Origin of the sequence: Paenibacillus tuaregi (assembly GCF_900086655.1) — a bacterium.
Classification (GTDB): domain Bacteria; phylum Bacillota; class Bacilli; order Paenibacillales; family Paenibacillaceae; genus Fontibacillus; species Fontibacillus tuaregi.
On sequence record NZ_LT575476.1, the window covers coordinates 1,716,503 to 1,734,385 of the forward strand.

14 protein-coding genes are annotated in these 17,883 nt (G+C 48.2%); 12 read left to right on the forward strand and 2 right to left on the reverse strand.

Translation table 11 applies throughout. The annotated features are described in order from the left end of the window. Positions 1 to 180: 180 nt before the first annotated feature. The 4 genes from BN6628_RS07730 (at position 181) to holA (ending at position 6,105) form a co-directional block, all read left to right on the forward strand. Complete coding sequence (locus BN6628_RS07730; protein ID WP_068616172.1) at positions 181 to 2,805, forward strand: ComEC/Rec2 family competence protein; 2,625 nt, start codon at positions 181 to 183, stop codon at positions 2,803 to 2,805. 195 nt (positions 2,806 to 3,000) lie between these two features. Next, positions 3,001 to 3,549, forward strand: a complete 549-nt coding sequence (locus tag BN6628_RS07735) for an RNA polymerase sigma factor (RefSeq protein ID WP_068616173.1) — start codon at positions 3,001 to 3,003, stop codon at positions 3,547 to 3,549. Beyond that, the gene (locus BN6628_RS07740) at positions 3,546 to 4,763 is read left to right on the forward strand and encodes an anti-sigma factor (RefSeq protein ID WP_068616176.1); all 1,218 of its coding nucleotides are present in this window, start codon (positions 3,546 to 3,548) and stop codon (positions 4,761 to 4,763) included. The genes BN6628_RS07735 and BN6628_RS07740 overlap by 4 nt, the downstream gene beginning before the upstream one ends. A 322-nt stretch (positions 4,764 to 5,085) precedes the next feature. After that, the gene (gene holA / locus BN6628_RS07745; RefSeq protein WP_068616178.1) at positions 5,086 to 6,105 is read left to right on the forward strand and encodes a DNA polymerase III subunit delta; all 1,020 of its coding nucleotides are present in this window, start codon (positions 5,086 to 5,088) and stop codon (positions 6,103 to 6,105) included. A 259-nt stretch (positions 6,106 to 6,364) separates the two neighbouring features. Here the strand turns inward: holA and rpsT are convergent, their stop codons facing one another. Beyond that, entirely contained in the window at positions 6,365 to 6,637 is a 273-nt protein-coding gene (gene rpsT, locus BN6628_RS07750; protein ID WP_068616180.1) for a 30S ribosomal protein S20, read from the reverse strand. A 160-nt stretch (positions 6,638 to 6,797) separates the two neighbouring features. Here rpsT and gpr point away from each other — a divergent pair, with 160 nt between their 5' ends. The 7 genes from gpr (at position 6,798) to BN6628_RS07785 (ending at position 15,853) form a co-directional block, all read left to right on the forward strand. Next, the gene (gpr, locus tag BN6628_RS07755) at positions 6,798 to 7,814 is read left to right on the forward strand and encodes a GPR endopeptidase (protein ID WP_068616182.1); all 1,017 of its coding nucleotides are present in this window, start codon (positions 6,798 to 6,800) and stop codon (positions 7,812 to 7,814) included. 274 nt (positions 7,815 to 8,088) lie between these two features. Further along, on the forward strand, positions 8,089 to 9,366 hold the full coding sequence (locus BN6628_RS07760) for a stage II sporulation protein P (RefSeq protein WP_068622080.1): 1,278 nt from the start codon (positions 8,089 to 8,091) through the stop codon (positions 9,364 to 9,366). Between the two features lie 36 nt (positions 9,367 to 9,402). After that, positions 9,403 to 9,921, forward strand: a complete 519-nt coding sequence (locus tag BN6628_RS07765) for a hypothetical protein (RefSeq protein ID WP_068616184.1) — start codon at positions 9,403 to 9,405, stop codon at positions 9,919 to 9,921. Positions 9,922 to 10,044: 123 nt separating this feature from the next. Beyond that, a complete protein-coding gene (gene lepA / locus BN6628_RS07770) occupies positions 10,045 to 11,862 on the forward strand; it encodes a translation elongation factor 4 (RefSeq protein ID WP_068616185.1) in 1,818 nt (605 codons plus the stop codon). A gap of 387 nt (positions 11,863 to 12,249) precedes the next feature. Continuing rightward, the gene (gene hemW, locus BN6628_RS07775) at positions 12,250 to 13,470 is read left to right on the forward strand and encodes a radical SAM family heme chaperone HemW (RefSeq protein WP_068616187.1); all 1,221 of its coding nucleotides are present in this window, start codon (positions 12,250 to 12,252) and stop codon (positions 13,468 to 13,470) included. 163 nt (positions 13,471 to 13,633) lie between these two features. Next, positions 13,634 to 14,095 (forward strand): N-acetyltransferase, encoded by a 462-nt coding sequence (locus BN6628_RS07780; RefSeq protein ID WP_068616189.1) that lies wholly within the window; start codon positions 13,634 to 13,636, stop codon positions 14,093 to 14,095. A 165-nt stretch (positions 14,096 to 14,260) separates the two neighbouring features. Then, the gene (locus BN6628_RS07785; protein WP_068616191.1) at positions 14,261 to 15,853 is read left to right on the forward strand and encodes a trypsin-like peptidase domain-containing protein; all 1,593 of its coding nucleotides are present in this window, start codon (positions 14,261 to 14,263) and stop codon (positions 15,851 to 15,853) included. A 118-nt stretch (positions 15,854 to 15,971) separates the two neighbouring features. On the opposite strand, the gene BN6628_RS07790 is transcribed toward BN6628_RS07785, so the two are convergent. Continuing rightward, positions 15,972 to 16,514 (reverse strand): GNAT family N-acetyltransferase, encoded by a 543-nt coding sequence (locus BN6628_RS07790; RefSeq protein ID WP_068616193.1) that lies wholly within the window; start codon positions 16,512 to 16,514, stop codon positions 15,972 to 15,974. A gap of 290 nt (positions 16,515 to 16,804) precedes the next feature. Between BN6628_RS07790 and hrcA the strand changes: the two genes are divergently transcribed. Beyond that, complete coding sequence (gene hrcA, locus BN6628_RS07795) at positions 16,805 to 17,836, forward strand: heat-inducible transcriptional repressor HrcA (protein ID WP_068616194.1); 1,032 nt, start codon at positions 16,805 to 16,807, stop codon at positions 17,834 to 17,836. Positions 17,837 to 17,883 lie beyond the last annotated feature (47 nt).

Here is a 17,883-nt window from a genome sequence, read left to right on the forward strand (position 1 = left end):
CTCTGGTTGCTGCTCTGGTTGCTGCTCTGGTTGCTGCTCTGGTTGCTGCTCTGGTTGCTGTTCCACTAATTGTTTCACTGGTTGTTCCGGTTCCTGTTCGGGTGTTTGAGAACACGCCTTGACGGAAGCGATGATTAAAAACCTTGTTTGTCAGATCATAGATTTGGAGAGTGATGACCGGTGAACCGCAGGCCTTTATTCGCCGTATGCTGCTGCTGGATTCTAGGAAGCACAGCTGCAAGTAGTTTTACAGGTTTATCGTTTTGGTTGTTTTGGGCAGGAATTACGATGTGTATTCCTCTCGTGGGAATGTTGGCATCGCTCCCTTGGAAAAAAAGCTTGATTTTATGGTTAACTTTTACTTGCGCTGCATTGTACTGGAACTACAATGAAATGAAGAATATAAGTCAAATCTCGGCCAAGATATCCGAATTCCGGGATGTTTCCCAACCTCAAGAGGCAGTGGTTAGCCAGGCCGCAGGAGAGATTGTCTCCCAGCCGGAGCGGGATGGGGACCGGGTGGATTTCAGAATCAGACTAAAAAGCATGGTTGTAACCCCTGCGGGACGGGAGCCTGTGACGATCCATGCCAAGGGCGAAACAATCCTTGCCCAAGTACGTCTCTTAGATGAGGAAGAACGGGACAAGTCGGCAGGTTGGAAGCGCGGGCATAAAGTGCATCTTAGCGGCGGAACGTTGGTTCAACCTTCTGCCTCCAGAAATTTCGGAGGCTTTGATTATCAGGAATACTTGCACAGGGAGCATATTCATTGGCTGTTTAAGATCAAGGGAGCTGCGCATGTGCGGACTGCCCAACCAGGGTCCTTAGGAGCAACCACAATTCTTGCCTGGAACGACCAGTTTAGAAGTCACCTGGGTACAACCATCAGCCAGCTGTTCAGCGACAAGAACGCAGGATTTATGAAGGGGCTGCTGATCGGGGTGACGGATGAACTGGACCCTGAAACCTACGGTGACTTCTCCGAATTAGGTTTGACACATATTCTGGCCATTTCCGGGAGTCACGTGGCACTGAATATTGCAATCTTGTTCTGGCTGCTCCGCCTCCTTAGAGTCAGCAGGGAAAAAGCGCTGCTTACATGTATGGTGTTCATCCCCTTCTATGTTCTGATTACCGGGTTCACCCCATCGGTTATCCGCTCAGGGGTGATGTCGATGTTGGGCTTATTCCTGCTAAGGAAGGGAATGTTCAAGGATTCCCTGAATATTTTGGCCGCAGCCGCACTACTTATGTTGATCCTAGAACCTTATTATTTGTTTAATGTCAGCTTCCAACTGTCATTTATCGTTACAGGAGGCTTGATTGTGCTTGTGCCTTATGTGAGCCCTCTCTTAAGCTTTTTACCAGGTAAAATAAGGATGGCTGCATCAATGACCCTTGTTGCACAGGTGGTTTCTTTTCCGCTTACCATCTATTATTTCAATCAGTTCTCTCTGTTGTCGCTCGCAGCTAACTTTATCATTGTGCCTGTAGTGGGTGTCTTATCGCTGGCAGCCGGAACGGCGGCCCTGCTGCTTGGACTTGTGTGGCTTCCCTTGGGACGCTTGATCGCTTACCCTGTAGAGCTGCTGAACAGGCTGACCTTTGCAGCAGCAGGTTGGATGAATGAGCACAGCGGATTTATGACGATATGGAAATCACCCTCCCTATGGTGGATTGTTGCCTATTACATACTGGTCTTCTTGGTGCTGCATCTAAGCTTAAGGAGCTCGGAGACTGGCCCATTTGCGCGGAATTCCACTTCGGGCGATGAGACGGAACCGTTAACTCCAGAAATGTACGGAAACCGGCAACCTAAAGTGCTGCCCCCGGTGCCGTGGCGCAGCCGCCTTGTGCTTCCTGCGCAGCAGACCGCATGCTGGACTGCCTTAATTGGGTTGCTCATTTACGGCTACCAGCCAGAAGCCCCCAAGGGAGTAGGAAGCGTTCAGTTTATCGATGTTGGGCAGGGAGATTGTACGTTGATTATTACCCCGGAGGGGCGCAATATTCTTGTGGATGGAGGCGGGACTGTAAGCTTTGGCAAGCCGAAGGAGGCTTGGAAGCTGAAGAGGGAGCCTTATGAGGTCGGGGCCAAGGTAGTGGTTCCGCTTCTTAAGAAAAGAGGAATACATAAGCTGAATGCTGTTGTACTAACGCATGCCGATCAAGACCACATCGGGGGGCTGCAGGCGGTGCTGGACTCCATCCCCGTCGATGCCCTATTGATGAATGGAAGCCTGGCTGAATCGAAAACGATGCATGACTTGGCACAGACCGCCTTATTGAAGCGGATTCCCATCTATAAGACGGCTTCGGGGCAGCGGGTCAAACCGGACCGCCGTACGATCCTTACATTTCTTGCACCGGTTAAACCGGTTGACGCTGTGGATGGACAAGTGCCTTATATTAAAGAGCAGAACCACATTTCCGTAGCCTTTCTCATGGAGATGGATGGGGTGCGGTTTCTGTTCACAGGGGATATGGATGAGGCCGCCGAACGGGAAGTGACCGAACTGTGGGGACCCCGCATTACAGGCAAGCTGGATGTGCTTAAAGTGGCGCATCACGGCAGCCGCACATCAACCTCTGTTCAGTGGCTTGAATATTGGAAGCCGCAGGCTTCAGTAATCTCGGCAGGAGAATCGAACAGCTATGGGCATCCACATCCTGAAATTCTAGGCAGGCTGGCTGACATAGGGAGCGCTGTCCACCGGACGGACCGGATGGGTGAGATACAGATGCAGGTGCGCGGAGGAGCCTTAGTGACGCGGCATAAACTTGCGGGGTTGGAGGGGAAATGACCGAAGCAGCCCGCTTTTCTGGTTACAACAGATCGGATGACTCTATGTCTGATTTCTGTTATGATTCTAGGATGAGACTTATGGCATAAGAACCCATATAATTTAACCTAGATATTTGAGAAAAAAAGAAATGTTGGATTGCAACATATTACTAAAATGTAACGTCTGTATAGTTGCAAGGAAGGGGGATCCTTTGTGGTCGAGCAGGGACTCATCAGAGCCGCTCAATCAGGCGATCGCGACGCTTTAATTACCCTATTGCGAGAAATAGAACAACAGGTATATCGCACAGCCTATTATATATTGAATAATGAGCAGGATGCCCATGATGCCGCCCAGGAAGCGCTGATCCGCGTTTATACGAAAATTAACTCCTATGAAGAAAAGGCACAGTTCAAAACCTGGGTTCAGCGGATCGTGACCAATATCTGTATTGACAAATTCCGCCGGAGTAAGCCTACCGTATCCATTGAAGAACATGAGATGGTTTTTCAAGGCAAAGAGAATGTGGAGCGGCAGGTGATGTCAACGTATCTGGCACAGGATATTCAGGAAGCGATCAATCAGCTTCCAGATCATCACCGCTCGGTTGTTGTACTGAGATATGTACAGGACTTATCTTACAATGAAATTGCGGATTGCCTGGATCTTCCGCTGAATACGGTCAAATCTTATTTATTCAGAGCAAGACAACAGCTGCAAAACCTACTACAAGATTATCAGAAAGGTGGTGTATCAGGATGAAATGCCCGGAAGCGGTGGAATGGATTCATCGTTACTTAGATGGGGATCTAAGTGAAGAAGAAGTTACCCGGCTTAAAGAGCATCTTCGCAGCTGTGACGATTGTGCCAGAACCTATGACGTATTGAAGCACTTGTCTGACAATCTCTATCAGCTTCCGGAAGTCACCCCTAAATTCAGTATTGTGGACTCCATCCTCCCAAGACTCGACGAGATTGACAGAGCCCGTGATGAAGAAGGAAGCACGCTTGAGGTGTCTGAAGCGGAAGTTCCTTTGATGAAGAGTATTTCGAGCCGGAGCAAGAAGGAACGTACCCCGTTTTGGCGTACACGTGCTGCTGTACCGGCAGCCTTGGGAACAGCTGCGGCTGTTATTCTTGGGATCTTTATATACCAGTACCAGCCTGAGACGATACCTAATGCCGAGATTGCTCCAACTTCACAGCAGACTCAGCTGAAGAAGGATACACAGAATTCAAGTTCAGCGGGAGCAGAAGTGTCGACCCAAGTGGACCCGGGAGCGGCGGACTCCGTCCCAACACCAAAGGATTCTTCTAAGCAGTCTTCGGAACCATCGGCCGATGGCGTGAAGAAGAATGCGGGGGCTCAGGGCGATGCCAAGCAGGGCGGAGCAGATCATGCCGCCACGCGGACAGAGAAAGAGGGAGCAGCTCCTCCGGTTTCGCACAAGAGTGATACAAAGAAAAGCGGCAGCCCGGAGAAGACAACTACGGATGGGGTTAAGGAGTTCACTTCACAGGTGACGGAGCAGGACAAATCAGCTGCCTCAGGTTCTTCCGGGAACCGGTCAATGGATCAGAAGAAAGTGGACGGTACTCAGACCAAACAGAGCGGCCAGGACAAATCCGTGGTCAACAAGGATAAGTCTCCAGAGAAAACTCAAGAAAAAATTCCATTGGCGCCAGATACTAACGGTTTTATGGGAATCATGAGCTCCTCGCCTATAAAGCTGTCCCCGGACGGTAAGTATGTTGCCGAAGTGGAACAGGATCATCTGAAGGTATACCTTAACAATACAGACGACCGGACCTTGTTAAGCGATATTACCCTGAACGGAAATTGGGTTAAAGGGGAATGGTCTGAAGACAGCAAAACCTTCAGCTACCAGACTTCATTAAATGATACGGTGAAGGATTATACTTATACCGTTGAGAATAATGAGGATAAGACAAATTCCACCAATTTGTCACAATAGGAACCTTTTCAGAGCCTGATGAATAGGTTATATAATAAGTAACAAGAAACAATAGGCTTCCTGATCGTCTATGACCGCCAGGCAGAAGGTTTCTAGAGCCTTCGTACCTGACGTTTATATAGATGCTCCGGGACAAAGAGACCTCAGTGCCATCCTGGCTCGGGTCTCTTTGTTGTTTATAGCCATGGAAGTGCTGACTTATTTCCTATGTGGATTGATAAGCTAAGGTCGCGGCAGCCTTCAGCCGGATGAGAGATAGACTTTGCCTAAGGATTTACATACAATATAGGGGGGTAAAGGCAGGAGGGATTCGGGTTACGTTATGGATGCAAAGACAGCTGTTAAAGAAATTAAAAAAGGGGCTGTGTCCCCATTATATTTATGTTACGGTTCGGAGAAGTACCAAATTCAGGAGTTCATTCATCTGGTACAGGAGCAAATTGTAGATGCCGAGAACCGTGATTTTGCCGTGGTTCATTATGATCTGTCGGAAACTCCAATCGAGGTTGTGATTGAGGAGGCGGAGACTCTGCCGTTTCTGGTTGAACGTAAGCTCATCCTTGTGCGGGACAGCTCGCTCTTCTCAGCTGCGAAGGATGGCGGCAAGATTGAACATAAAGTGGACCGGCTTCTAGCTTATCTGGATAACCCGGCAGAGCACAGTGTAGTTGTATTTACTGTGAATGGGGACAAGCTCGATGAGCGCAAGAAAACCGTAAAGTCGATGAAGGCGAAAGGGCAGGTGCTCTCCTTTATGCCGTTAGGCGGGAATGAGCTGATTGGATGGGTCATCCGGCAGGCTAAAACGAGAGACTGCATCATGGATGAGTCTGCGGCCCAAGCGCTGCTGGATAGTGCCGGGGTTCAGATGGCAGCATTGTCCGCCGAAGTCAACAAGCTTTGTCTTTATGCGGGAAAGGGGGGCGTGATTACAGCTGGGGATGTTCACCAGCTTGTGGCCCGTTCCACCGAGCAGAATGTCTTTGCTATGGTTGAAGATATCGCAAACCTCCGGTTGGAGAAAGCCCTCTCCACCTTTTATGAGCTGCTTAAGCAGCGGGAAGAGCCGATCAAGATCGCGGCACTCATTGCGCGGCAGTTCAGGATTATGCTTCAGGTCAAAGAGCTTGGCGGGCAGAGTTATTCCCAACAGCAAATCGCTTCCCAGCTTGGACTGCATCCCTACGCAGTGAAGGTGGCTGGTGAACAGGCGCGCAAATTTGAAGCGGCGCGGCTGCGTCGTTCCTTGTCCGATTTGGCTGAGCTGGATTACAAGATGAAAAGCGGCCGGATTGATAAGGTGCTTGGACTTGAGATGTTCCTTCTCGGTTTGGGTGCCTAGTCTAAAAAGTAAGCAAAGCGTCAGTCTAAGGAGTTATCCCTCGGCTGGCGCTTTACTAATTTGGTCTGCCACCTGCTTTTTCAGAAGTGATGGGCAAGCGAAAGCCACCCAACCTCTAGACTTTGGTTTTGAACTTCATTCCCTGAACATAATTCAAGAATTGCATTTAAGAGAGAAAATGAGGCCAACAGACACCAAAAAACGGATGCTTCCGAGGTTAGGAAGCATCCGTTTTTTGCATTTGACATATAATAGCGCCTTACGCTTGCTTTGTAAGAGCGTTCAATTTTTTTGCCAAGCGGGATTTCTTACGAGCAGCTGCATTTTTATGGATCAAACCTTTCGTTACAGCTTTATCCAATTTCTTGGAAGCTGCGGCGAAAGCGGCTTTAGCTGTATCCACTTCGTTGTTAGCCAGTGCGGAATCAGCGGCTTTAACAACCGTACGAAGAGCGGACTTTTGGGAAGCGTTCAGCGCGCGGCGTTTGTCGTTAGTTTTCACACGTTTGATGGCGGATTTAATGTTAGGCATTGCATTCACCTCCTGTAAAGCATCTACGAAAATTCACAACTTAAAATATTTTAGCATGGGGCCCAGTAAAAAGCAATAAATTCATCATAAAACATCTCTCGTATAATCTCAAGGTTTCTCCCGCACAATATAGGAAACGTAGACAAGGAGGTTGTACGAAATGACGTTGGATTTAAGCCAGTATGTGACACGAACGGATTTGGCAGTGGAAGCGAAGGAGATTGCTGAACGGGTACACGGTGCTCCTATCCCCGGATTGAATGAGCAAATTACCGAGGATGATGGTATTAAGGTTACCCGTCTCGACGTGCTGAATGAATCAGCCTCCAGACAGATTGGAAGAGTTCAAGGGCATTATGTCACGATTGAGGTGCCGGCGCTGCGGAATCAGGATACCGGTCTGCAGGAGCGTGTGACAGCCACCTTTGTCCAGGAGTTCTCGGGTTTCCTGAACAAGATTGGAATCACGGCAGAGAACAAGGTGCTTATTGTCGGGCTGGGTAACTGGAACGTGACTCCAGATGCTCTGGGACCGCTTGTCGTGGAGAACGCGCTGGTAACCCGCCATTACTTCCAGCTTGCCCCCGATCAGGTCGCTCCCGGTTACCGGGAAGTCAGCGCCATAGCACCAGGAGTGCTGGGCATTACCGGTATTGAATCCAGCGAGATTGTTCAAAGTATTGTGGAGCGGACAAGGCCGGATCTCATTATTGCGATCGATGCTTTAGCTTCCAAATCGCTGGACCGTCTGAATACAACAATCCAGATTGCGGACATAGGCATACATCCGGGATCGGGAATCGGCAATAAAAGACGGGGGTTGACCCAAGAGATTCTCGGCGTGCCTTGTATTGCGATTGGGGTGCCAACGGTATGTTATGCGTCAACGATTGTCAACAATACATTTGACCTGTTGGTCAAACACTTTGATCAGGAGCATGGCGGCACGGGAAGCAGCCAGACCAAGCAAATTATGGGTCTGATTACCGATCTCAGTGAACAGGAAAGGCTCGGTCTGGTAAAAGAAGTGCTTGAACCGCTTGGTCACGATGTTATTGTGACGCCCAAAGAAATTGACGAGTTCATTGAAGATATCGCCAATATCATCGCCAGTGGGCTGAACGCATCACTGCATCAAGCCGTGAATGCGGAGAACGTCGGCGCATACACCCATTAACTCATGAGTGAGCTATAAAGTTGAACTTAAGAATTACCCTTAGGTGAGTTGTGAAATGATTCTGGAGAAGCGAAGCGTTCGCAATCGGTGGAACATTTCACACGGCTGCCTACGGGTAAATCCTTAGTTCGACTTATACAATCTATGAAGTTCGCATTCTAGCGGACTTCTATTTTTTTGTAAGAATCCAGGTTCTACCTTTTTGCCTCAGTTCATAGATTTGGAGTATAAGAGTCAATTACTCAATCAGCTAAGAGGGAGGATGAAAGGAACCATGAAATCTTTTAGAACCTGGAACATTGGCAGATGGAGACAGAGGTTGATGCAGGTGCTCGCGATGGGCCGCACCTTTATGCTGCTCATGGTGTTGTCGATAGTGTTTTTTATTTTACTGGCAATTGGCGGGTTGACGGAGCGGAGCTTGAATAGTTCCCCGGTGTCTTCCATGAAGGGATTTGCGGCCTCGCTGTCCAGCCGTTTTTTTGAGGAAATAGTGGGTATGGAGGTACCCCATCTCGGCAGTGGTCAGGGACCCTCTGCCCTGTCTGCCAAGAATATGACGAATTTTGCATTTCAGCTGCTGACTAATGTGAATCCATCTGATCCTAAAAGTCTGCTGGCCCGTGAGGTGCCGGGTCTTGGCGCGAATAACCCCGTACTGTTAAGAAATGGCTCGGGAAATAAAGGGGTGGACGCTCCTGAGGATTATAATCCGAACTCCCGCAAGCCGCAGCGGGCTGACGCCACACCGGACAAGGAGCCGGCTGGCCAGGATAACGGGAAGAAAGGGAACTCTACCGATAAAAGTCAAGGCTCTAAACCAGGGAGCAAAAAAGTGGTTATGATTTATCATTCACATCCACAAGAGTCGTACAATCCGCTGCTGGGAGCTTCCGACGACAACCCCAGCTCGGCCAACTTTTCTAAGAATGTCGGGTTAGTCGGCAGTATGGTGTCCAAAGAACTGGAGCGCAAAGGACTTGCCACCCTTCACTCACTAGCGGATTATGCCTCCACCGTGAAGAACTACAACTACAATTATTCTTATAAATACTCCAGGGCGACTGTAAAGGAAGCAATCTCCCAGAACAAAGATCTGACTTATTTCATTGATATCCACAGAGATTCCCAGCCTTATAAAAAGACCACAGCAACCATTAAGGGCACGACCTATGCGCAGGTGTACTTTATTATAGGTCACGCCAATCCGAATTGGCGCAAGAATGAGGCTTTTGCAAGCCAGATTCACAATCGGCTGGAGAAAAGCTATCCGGGCGTCTCCCGGGGAATATGGGGTAAGACATCGGCTCAGGGGAATGGCGAATATAATCAATCCTTCTCTTCTAACAGTGTGCTGATTGAGGTTGGGGGAATTGACAATACTAAGGAAGAGCTGGAACGCACGTCCAAGATTCTGGCAGATATGATTGCTGAGGTATATTGGAGCGAGCAGAAAGCCAAGAAAGTGGATACGCCGAAAAAGACAGAACCTAAAGAAGGCAAATCCAAAAATACAGCACAAGCGGGGGATCCGGTTCCTCCGCATGCATAAACATCAGCCCCTGTTGGCGTCTAAGGAGGAAGTATAATGAAACGAACGGTTAGAAAAATGCTTCTGTATGGCCTCATTCTGGCTGCAGGGGCTACGCTTGGCATGCAGCTGTCAGGCACTTCCTTGGGAAACCAAGCGAATCCAGTAAGGCCGAATACGATTGCTGGAACCGGAGCTTCAGCCTCAGGACAGACCTCGGGCGGGCAGCTGCCCGCCCAGACGGGAGGGTGGGTGCTTCAGCCCGTTGCAGGTGGGCAAGGCCTGGCCCTGGTACCTGCGGCACAGGATGGACAAGCTACCCTTCAGCAGGTTACACAGCAGACCGTCCAGCAGCAGACCGTCCAGCAGCAGGTCGCCCAGCAGCAGTCAACCCAGCAGGCGGTGCAGAGCCAGGCGGCAACGGGGGCGCTGCAGACACCCGGCACCCTCCTGCTTCCGGAAGCCCAGCAGACACCTATTGACCGGTTTGCTGACCGGACAGGCCAGCTGCTTCAGCAGGCTTCCCAGAGCGGGATTAAGTGGGTCGTGTCCTTGTTCGGTTCATTAACGAATTAGCCATATTCCCGCCGGGTACGGAGAGAACCCGCATTTTGTGCCTCACGAAACGTGCGTTTCTTTAGTTCTTTCCGTATGATATAATAAATTGATTATACTTAGGTTCTTTGGTGGGGGTAAGGAATGACAGATATTAGGGCAAGACAGGAGAAGATTCGAAATTTCAGCATTATTGCACATATAGACCACGGTAAATCCACATTGGCCGACCGTATTCTGGAATATACGGGCGCTTTGACCTCCCGTGAGATGCAGGATCAGGTTCTGGACCAGATGGAGCTGGAACGCGAACGGGGGATTACCATCAAGCTGCAGGCTGTACGGCTAACGTACCGTGCGGATGATGGGGAAGAATATCTGCTTAATTTGATTGATACACCAGGACACGTCGATTTTACGTATGAGGTGTCCCGAAGCCTAGCCGCCTGTGAAGGGGCGCTTCTGGTCGTTGATGCGGCGCAGGGGATTGAAGCCCAGACGCTGGCCAACGTTTATTTGGCACTTGACAACAATCTGGAAATCCTGCCGGTAATCAACAAGATCGACCTGCCAAGTGCAGACCCGGACCGGGTGAAGCAGGAGATTGAAGACGTTATCGGCCTCGATGCAAGCGAGGCGGTCCACGCTTCCGCCAAGGCCGGGATCGGAATTAAGGAAATTTTAGAGCAGGTAGTCAGCAAGGTGCCTGCCCCGTCGGGAGATCCGGACCAGCCGCTTAAGGCGCTGATCTTTGACTCTCATTATGACCCGTACAAAGGGGTTATTGTGTACGTCCGTGTCATTGACGGCAAGATCAAGGCCGGTTCCAAGATTAAGATGATGGCGACCGACAAGACCTTTGAGGTCATTGAGGTTGGCGCGTTTATGCCGCGGATGACGATTGTGGACGAGCTCAACGTTGGTGATGTCGGATTTATCGTTGCGGGCATCAAGACGGTTGGCGATACCCGTGTCGGGGATACCGTGACTGATGCGAAGAATCCTACGCTGGAACCGCTGCCAGGTTACCGCAAAATCAACCCGATGGTGTACTGCGGTCTGTATCCGATCGAAACGTCTGATTATAATGACCTGCGTGAGGCGCTGGAGAAGCTTCAGCTTAACGATGCCTCGCTCAGCTTCGAACCGGAGACTTCAAGTGCACTCGGCTTCGGGTTCCGCTGCGGCTTCCTCGGATTGCTTCATATGGATGTTATTCAGGAGCGGATTGAGCGTGAGTTCAACATCCCGCTGATTACAACCGCGCCGAGCGTTATTTACAAAGTTACCCTGACAAACGGCGAAGTCGTAGATATCGATAACCCGTCCAACTATCCTGAGGTGGGTAAGATCGATCACGTCGAGGAGCCGTATGTGAAAGCTGCGATTATTGTTCCTAATGACTATGTAGGCACGATCATGGAGCTCTGCCAGAGCAAGCGCGGGGAATTTGTAAACATGGAGTATTTGGATACGACCCGTGTAACCATTACGTACATCATTCCGCTGTCGGAGATCGTCTATGATTTCTTCGATCAGTTGAAATCCAGCACCAAAGGTTACGCCTCATTCGACTATGAATTGTCTGGCTACCGCACTTCCAACCTGGTGAAGATGGAGATTCTCCTCAATGGGGAACAGGTGGATGCTTTATCCTTCATCGTTCACCGGGACCGGGCATTCCATCGTGGACGCCTGATCTGTCAAAAGCTTCAGAAGCTCATCCCGCGCCAAATGTTCGAGGTGCCGATTCAGGCTTCCATTGGAACCAAGGTTATCGCACGTGAGACCGTTAAGGCGATGCGCAAGAACGTGCTTGCCAAGTGTTATGGCGGTGACATCTCACGTAAACGGAAGCTCCTGGAGAAACAGAAGGAAGGGAAGAAGCGCATGAAGCAGGTCGGCAGTGTAGAGGTGCCGCAGGAAGCGTTCATGGCGGTTCTTAAGATCGACGAGGAGTAGGCGGGATTACGGAGAAAAGGAAAGCTGGCGTAGCATTGATGGAGACAAGGCATAGTTCATTTAATAAATAAGAAGGAGATAGGAATATGTCTTTCAAGAGTTTACGTCCGCCTTTGGGAGCCCTTTGCTACTGTTTAGTCTAATCAAAGCAAAGGGCCGACAAGAAGCGGCTGGAAAAGACATATCCAATCCCTACTGTAACTTATTAAATCGCAAACGACTTGTCAAAGCACTGAAGGAAAGCCGCGAGGCTTTCCTTTTTCCATAAGATTAGAAGGTAAAAAAGAGGAAGACAAGAACAGAGAGTAAGAGAATAACCTTTATCCAGAAAAGGTAGATACCAGCTAAGTTTTAATTCTGAAGCTTTGAAGGCAGGAGGGCAGCAATATGCTAAATACAAATCAATTCAAGGCAGATCGGGCAGATGAACCCCGCAATTTGAAGGACACTGCACCGAAAGCCGTTTATATACACATTCCGTTTTGTACAAATAAATGTTTCTACTGTGATTTCAACTCTTATGTACTCAAGGATCAGCCGGTCATGGATTATTTGAGGGCTTTGGATCGTGAGATGGAACTTACTGTTCAGGCGACTCCACCAGATGTGATTGATACGATCTTTGTGGGAGGTGGAACACCCACAGTTTTGAAGCCTGATGAAATGCAGTATTTCTTAAGCTCAGTCCGCAAGCATTTCCCGAAATGGGCGGATAATATGGAATTTACGATGGAGGCCAATCCGGGCACAACGGATTTGGAGAAGCTTGCCGTGATGAAAGACGGTGGGGTAAACCGGGTCAGCTTCGGAGTCCAGGCGTTTCAGAATGAGCTGCTTGGCGGCATTGGCCGGATTCATAACACGGATGATGTGTACCGGAGCTTGGAGAATGCGCAAAAAGCCGGAATCACGAATATGTCAATTGATCTGATGTTCGGGCTCCCGAACCAGACTGTAGAAATGCTGGATCAGAGCATCACGAAAGCTCTGGCGCTTGGTCTTCCGCATTACTCCATATACAGTCTTAAGGTGGAGGAGAATACGCTTTTCCATACCATGTATCAGAAGAATCAGCTTCCGCTTCCCGATGAAGAGGATGAGCTTCAAATGTACCTACTGCTGATGTCCCGTATGAAAGAAGCGGGGTATAAGCAGTATGAGATCAGTAATTTTGCCAAGCCTGGGTTCGAGAGCAGGCACAATATGACCTACTGGCGCAATGAAGATTATTATGGACTTGGGGCTGGAGCCCACGGATATGTGGGAGGACAGCGTCATATCAATATTAAGGGGGTCAATCCTTACAACGAAGCTGCGGCCAACGGCCTTCCGCGCATGGAGCAGTTTGAAGTAACCTCTGCGGAAGCAATGGAGGACTTTGTTATGGTTGGACTCCGGGTTCTGGACGGAATCCAGAGCCGCCGGTTTGTGGAACAGTTCGGTATATCTATAGAAGAGAAATTCCGTGCGCCTCTGAATAAGATGCTAAAGGCCGGACTGTTGGAGAAGACGGAAGAATTTGAAGGTTACAAGCTGAGTGAGAAGGGTGTTTTGTTTGGCAATGAGGTATTTGCGGAATTTATCGGCAGCCTGACAAGCCAAAATTAGTTGGCTAAGATACTTGATTTAATTTAATAAAGGATTGAATTTGAAGAGTTCCACATGCCTGAGTTCTGCATATCCTGCATAAATATAGATAATTATGTATTGAAATCTTATACGCCTTGCTGTATATTTATTCATATTATGATTCAGCTCAGGGGGCAGTACAATGACAGTGGTATGCAGACAGGCGGTATTATCGGATGTGGATCCGCTTTTTGAAATGATTGAGGAATATGCACGCCAGGGAATTATGCTGCCGCGTTCCCGTAAGGTGCTGGAGCGTCAAATCGGGGATTTTGTTGTAGCGGAAGTTGATGGAGTTGTGGTTGGGTGCGGTTCTTTATGTCTTCTCGGCCAAGATTTGGTTGAGGTGCGCTCCTTGGGGATTTCCGAAGGCTATAAGGGGATGGGCATTGGCTCCAAAATTATTGAGGAACTGATCAAGCAGGCAAGAGAACGCCAAATCCCCAAAATCATGGCTTTGACCTACGAAGTTTCATTTTTCAAGAAAAACGGGTTCACCGTAGTGGATAAAGAGATTTTTCCCGAAAAGGTCTGGACAGATTGCGTAAGCTGCCCTAAGCAGCACGCCTGTGATGAAATAGCTGTGCTTAAGATGTTAAGCTGACTTTGATAGATTCAGAACACTGCTCAATCGGCATTTGCTGATGGCAGTGTTTTTTGTTGTGAGCGGATTCTCCTATATTCTATAAAAAATATATTCCTCTAATGGTACATTTATCCTATAATGGTGAAATGCGAGCATGCAAATAAGGCAGAATGGGGAAAAAAGATGAAGAAAGTCATATTGTTGGTGTTATTGCTGTCGATGGTTTTACCGGCTGCTGTATTTGGAGCAAGCCAAGAGATTTCTGTTTCGATTGACGGGGTTAAGCTGCAATTTTCCAGCAAGCCGATACAGGAGAACGGAACAACCCTTGTTCCTCTAAGGACTATTTTTGAGGGATTAGGCGCAAGTGTGAAATGGGATGCCAAGACCCAGACGGTGAAGGCTTCCAAGAATGGGGTTAATATCGCGATTACTATGGGGCAGAAGTTTGCAATCAAGGATGGAAATAAAATACAGTTAACTACAAAACCTCGTACCATCTTGGGGGTAACTTATGTTCCGCTTCGTTTTATCGGTGAATCATTTGGCAGCACTATTGAGGTTCATGGGAAAGAGATTAATATCGTTTCTCCTGTTCCCCCATCTTTTGAATACAGTGCAAAGGACAATTCAGCACAGACGACAACTCCACCGGCCCAAGCACCGAATCCATCAACGGTTCCGTCAACTTCAACTACATCGGTCCAGGAGATCGGGAAGCTGTCCAACCGGGTAGTGTACATTGAAACGTACGATGCTTCAAATAAGGTGTTGGCCTCGGGGAGCGGGGTTGTAATCAGCTCGGACGGCAAGATTATCACGAATTATCATGTTATTGACGAAGCCGCATCCGTCAAGGTTGAGTTCAATGACCAACGTTCTTTTACAACCTCAATTATTTTAAGCAAGGATGAGAGCCGTGACTTGGCATTATTAAAAATTCCTGCAACTAATCTTGCGGCAGTAACTATGGGTGACTCTACGACGCTCCAATTGGGAGAGGAGGTTGTAGCCATTGGTTCCCCTCTAGGGTTCAAGAATTCACTGACCAGCGGAGTAATCAGTCAAACCTTAAGAAATGTACAAGGTCAGAATTACATACAGATCTCTACTCCAATTGACCATGGAAGCAGTGGCGGCGCCCTGTTTAATATGAAAGGGGAACTGGTGGGGATTACATCGGCATTGATTGAAAGCTCAGCCAGCATTAATCTGGCGATTCCATCAAGCGATGTTAAGGCCTTTTTGGCTAAACCTCAAGTTGAGCAGAAGCTGAGCCCCTCTGTTCAGCAGAAGCCTTCGACCGGTTCAACCGGGAAAGCGATGGACTCTAAAACCCTGGAGGATTACTTAAACAAGAATTATGGATCGCTTTCCTTCAAGGGAGTAGATCTGGATTTCGATTGGGATGTGATGTCCTCATCTGACGGGAAGAGATTTCTCATTGGCGGCACGATGTCGGATGGCATGCAATGGGCGGATTGGGCCGATAAGCAGATGGATACCGGGATGGCTTTCCCAAGTTTAATTTTATACATGTCTGATGAACTAAAAGACAAACTTCATTTGACGGATACTTTCTTTTCATTGTATCTAGATGTTCATATGAGTAAGTACCCTAACAGTTTTCCAGCCGAGTCGATCTCCAGAGAAGGAAGCGGATATCGTTTGAATTATAATTTCATCTATGGTTCGGTGGACTACAAATCAGGCTACTTATTCTATAACTTGGACCCTACGGATGAGGATAGTATTCAATCAGTGGAAATCGATTAACAGGGAATAGAACATCCTGTTAATTAACCATTGATCATAACACAGCTCTATCTGCACTTAGGTGTAGATGGAGCTGTGTTTTGTTTGTGGCGGGCGAACAGAAAAAAAACACTGTTTATCATTTGCGATACTCAATCAGCCAGCAGTCCCGGAATTCTCCCTCGTGAAGTTCCCGTTTAGGAAGAAGCTTGACTCTTGTAAAACCGCATTTTTCATAACATTTCAGAGCTTTTGTATTTCTGGTTTGCGGGTCCATAACTACCCGATCGGCCTTTTTGTCGTCGATTATAAATCGGGTCATACTTGTGACCAGTAAGGTACCAATTCCTTTATCCCTATATTCATCTTCACCTATAAATTGGTCTATGCCGTAAATACTCTCGTTCTCACATCCAGCCCCGTATCCATATTTTTCTTTCGTTTTATCATCTAAAGTATAGAATTGAATATACCCAATCGCTTGATCATCATACTCTACGATACATCTGACTTCTTCATCCCCCGAAGCATAGAAGACGCTGATTACTTTGTCCAAGTCAAACGGGTTGTCTCTTCCCTCATAAAATTCAAGGACGGCCGGGTTGGAAAGCCATTTAACCAAAACAGAGCTGTCCTCTGCTTCTAGCTCACGGACCTTTAACCTTCCATTTTGGAATAACATAATATATCTCACTCTCCAATTGTTATTGTATAGGTTGGTTGGGGAATTTTAGAAATCCCATGATGATTTAATTTTATCACAGGCAATTGTTGCGAAATAACATTTCACATGCCTGCCTAACGAGTAAATCAATAGTTCATCTTATATAGGCCTTGAATCCTGCCGTGCTGACTTGACAATAGCCATATGGTTTTGGTATTTTTGTATTAACGATTAGCACTCGATAGAAGTGAGTGCTAACGAACCGTGGTTGGATTACATGTACGATGAAGTCCGCTAGGAGGGATATCATGTTAACGGAACGGCAAAGAATGATTTTGACGGCTATTGTAGATGACTATATCCGTTCGGCTGAGCCTGTTGGCTCTCGGAGTATTTCCAAGCGTGGCGATGTTGGCTATAGTCCGGCTACCATTCGTAATGAGATGTCCGATTTGGAAGAACTCGGTTTCCTGGAACAGCCCCACACCTCTGCGGGGCGAATACCTTCACATAAAGGCTACAGATACTATGTTGATCACCTGGTACCACCAGAAGCAATTGCTTCAGAGGAACTGATGCAGCTTAAGAACTTCTACGCTGAGAAGCTGAACGTGGTTGAACAGGTTATCCAGCATGCCGGCACCATTCTGTCTCATATGACGAATTACACTTCCATCCTCCTGGGACCGGAGGTTTTTCATACTTCGCTGCGCCATTTTCAGCTGTTATCCTTGAATGAAGATACGGCTGTGGCCATTGTGGTAACGAATACCGGCCAGGTGGAGAATAAGACGGTATCCATTCCGGCGGGTGTGTCCGTGTCCGAGATGGAGAAGGTCGTGAATCTGCTTAACCGCAAGCTGACCGGGGTGCCTATCTATAAGCTGAAGTCTGCTCTGTACACAGAGCTGGGCCAGGAGCTGCAGCGGCATGTCTCCCACTTTGAGGAGATTATGACTGTGCTTGATCAGGCTCTAGATAGTGGAAAGGATGGCCAAAGGGTCTTCTTAAGCGGAACGACCAATATGCTTACCCAGCCGGAATTCCGGGATGTGGACAAAGTAAAAGGAATTCTGGATCTGCTCGAAGAGACTCCTACGCTGCTCAAGCTGCTTGTTCCCGCATCATCCGGAACAGGAATCCAGGTCCGTATTGGGACAGAGAACGATCATGCCGCCTTCGCGAACTGCAGTCTGATTACAGCGACTTATGCTGTTGAGGGAGAGGCGCTGGGAACTATCGGGATCTTAGGCCCGACCCGGATGGAATATGCCAGAGTTATTGCATTACTGAATATTTTATCCAGAGACATGACCAAATTTTTATCCAAACCAAACTAATGTATGAATGAATTAATCGATTAACCGCATTTTAAGGAGGTGAATAC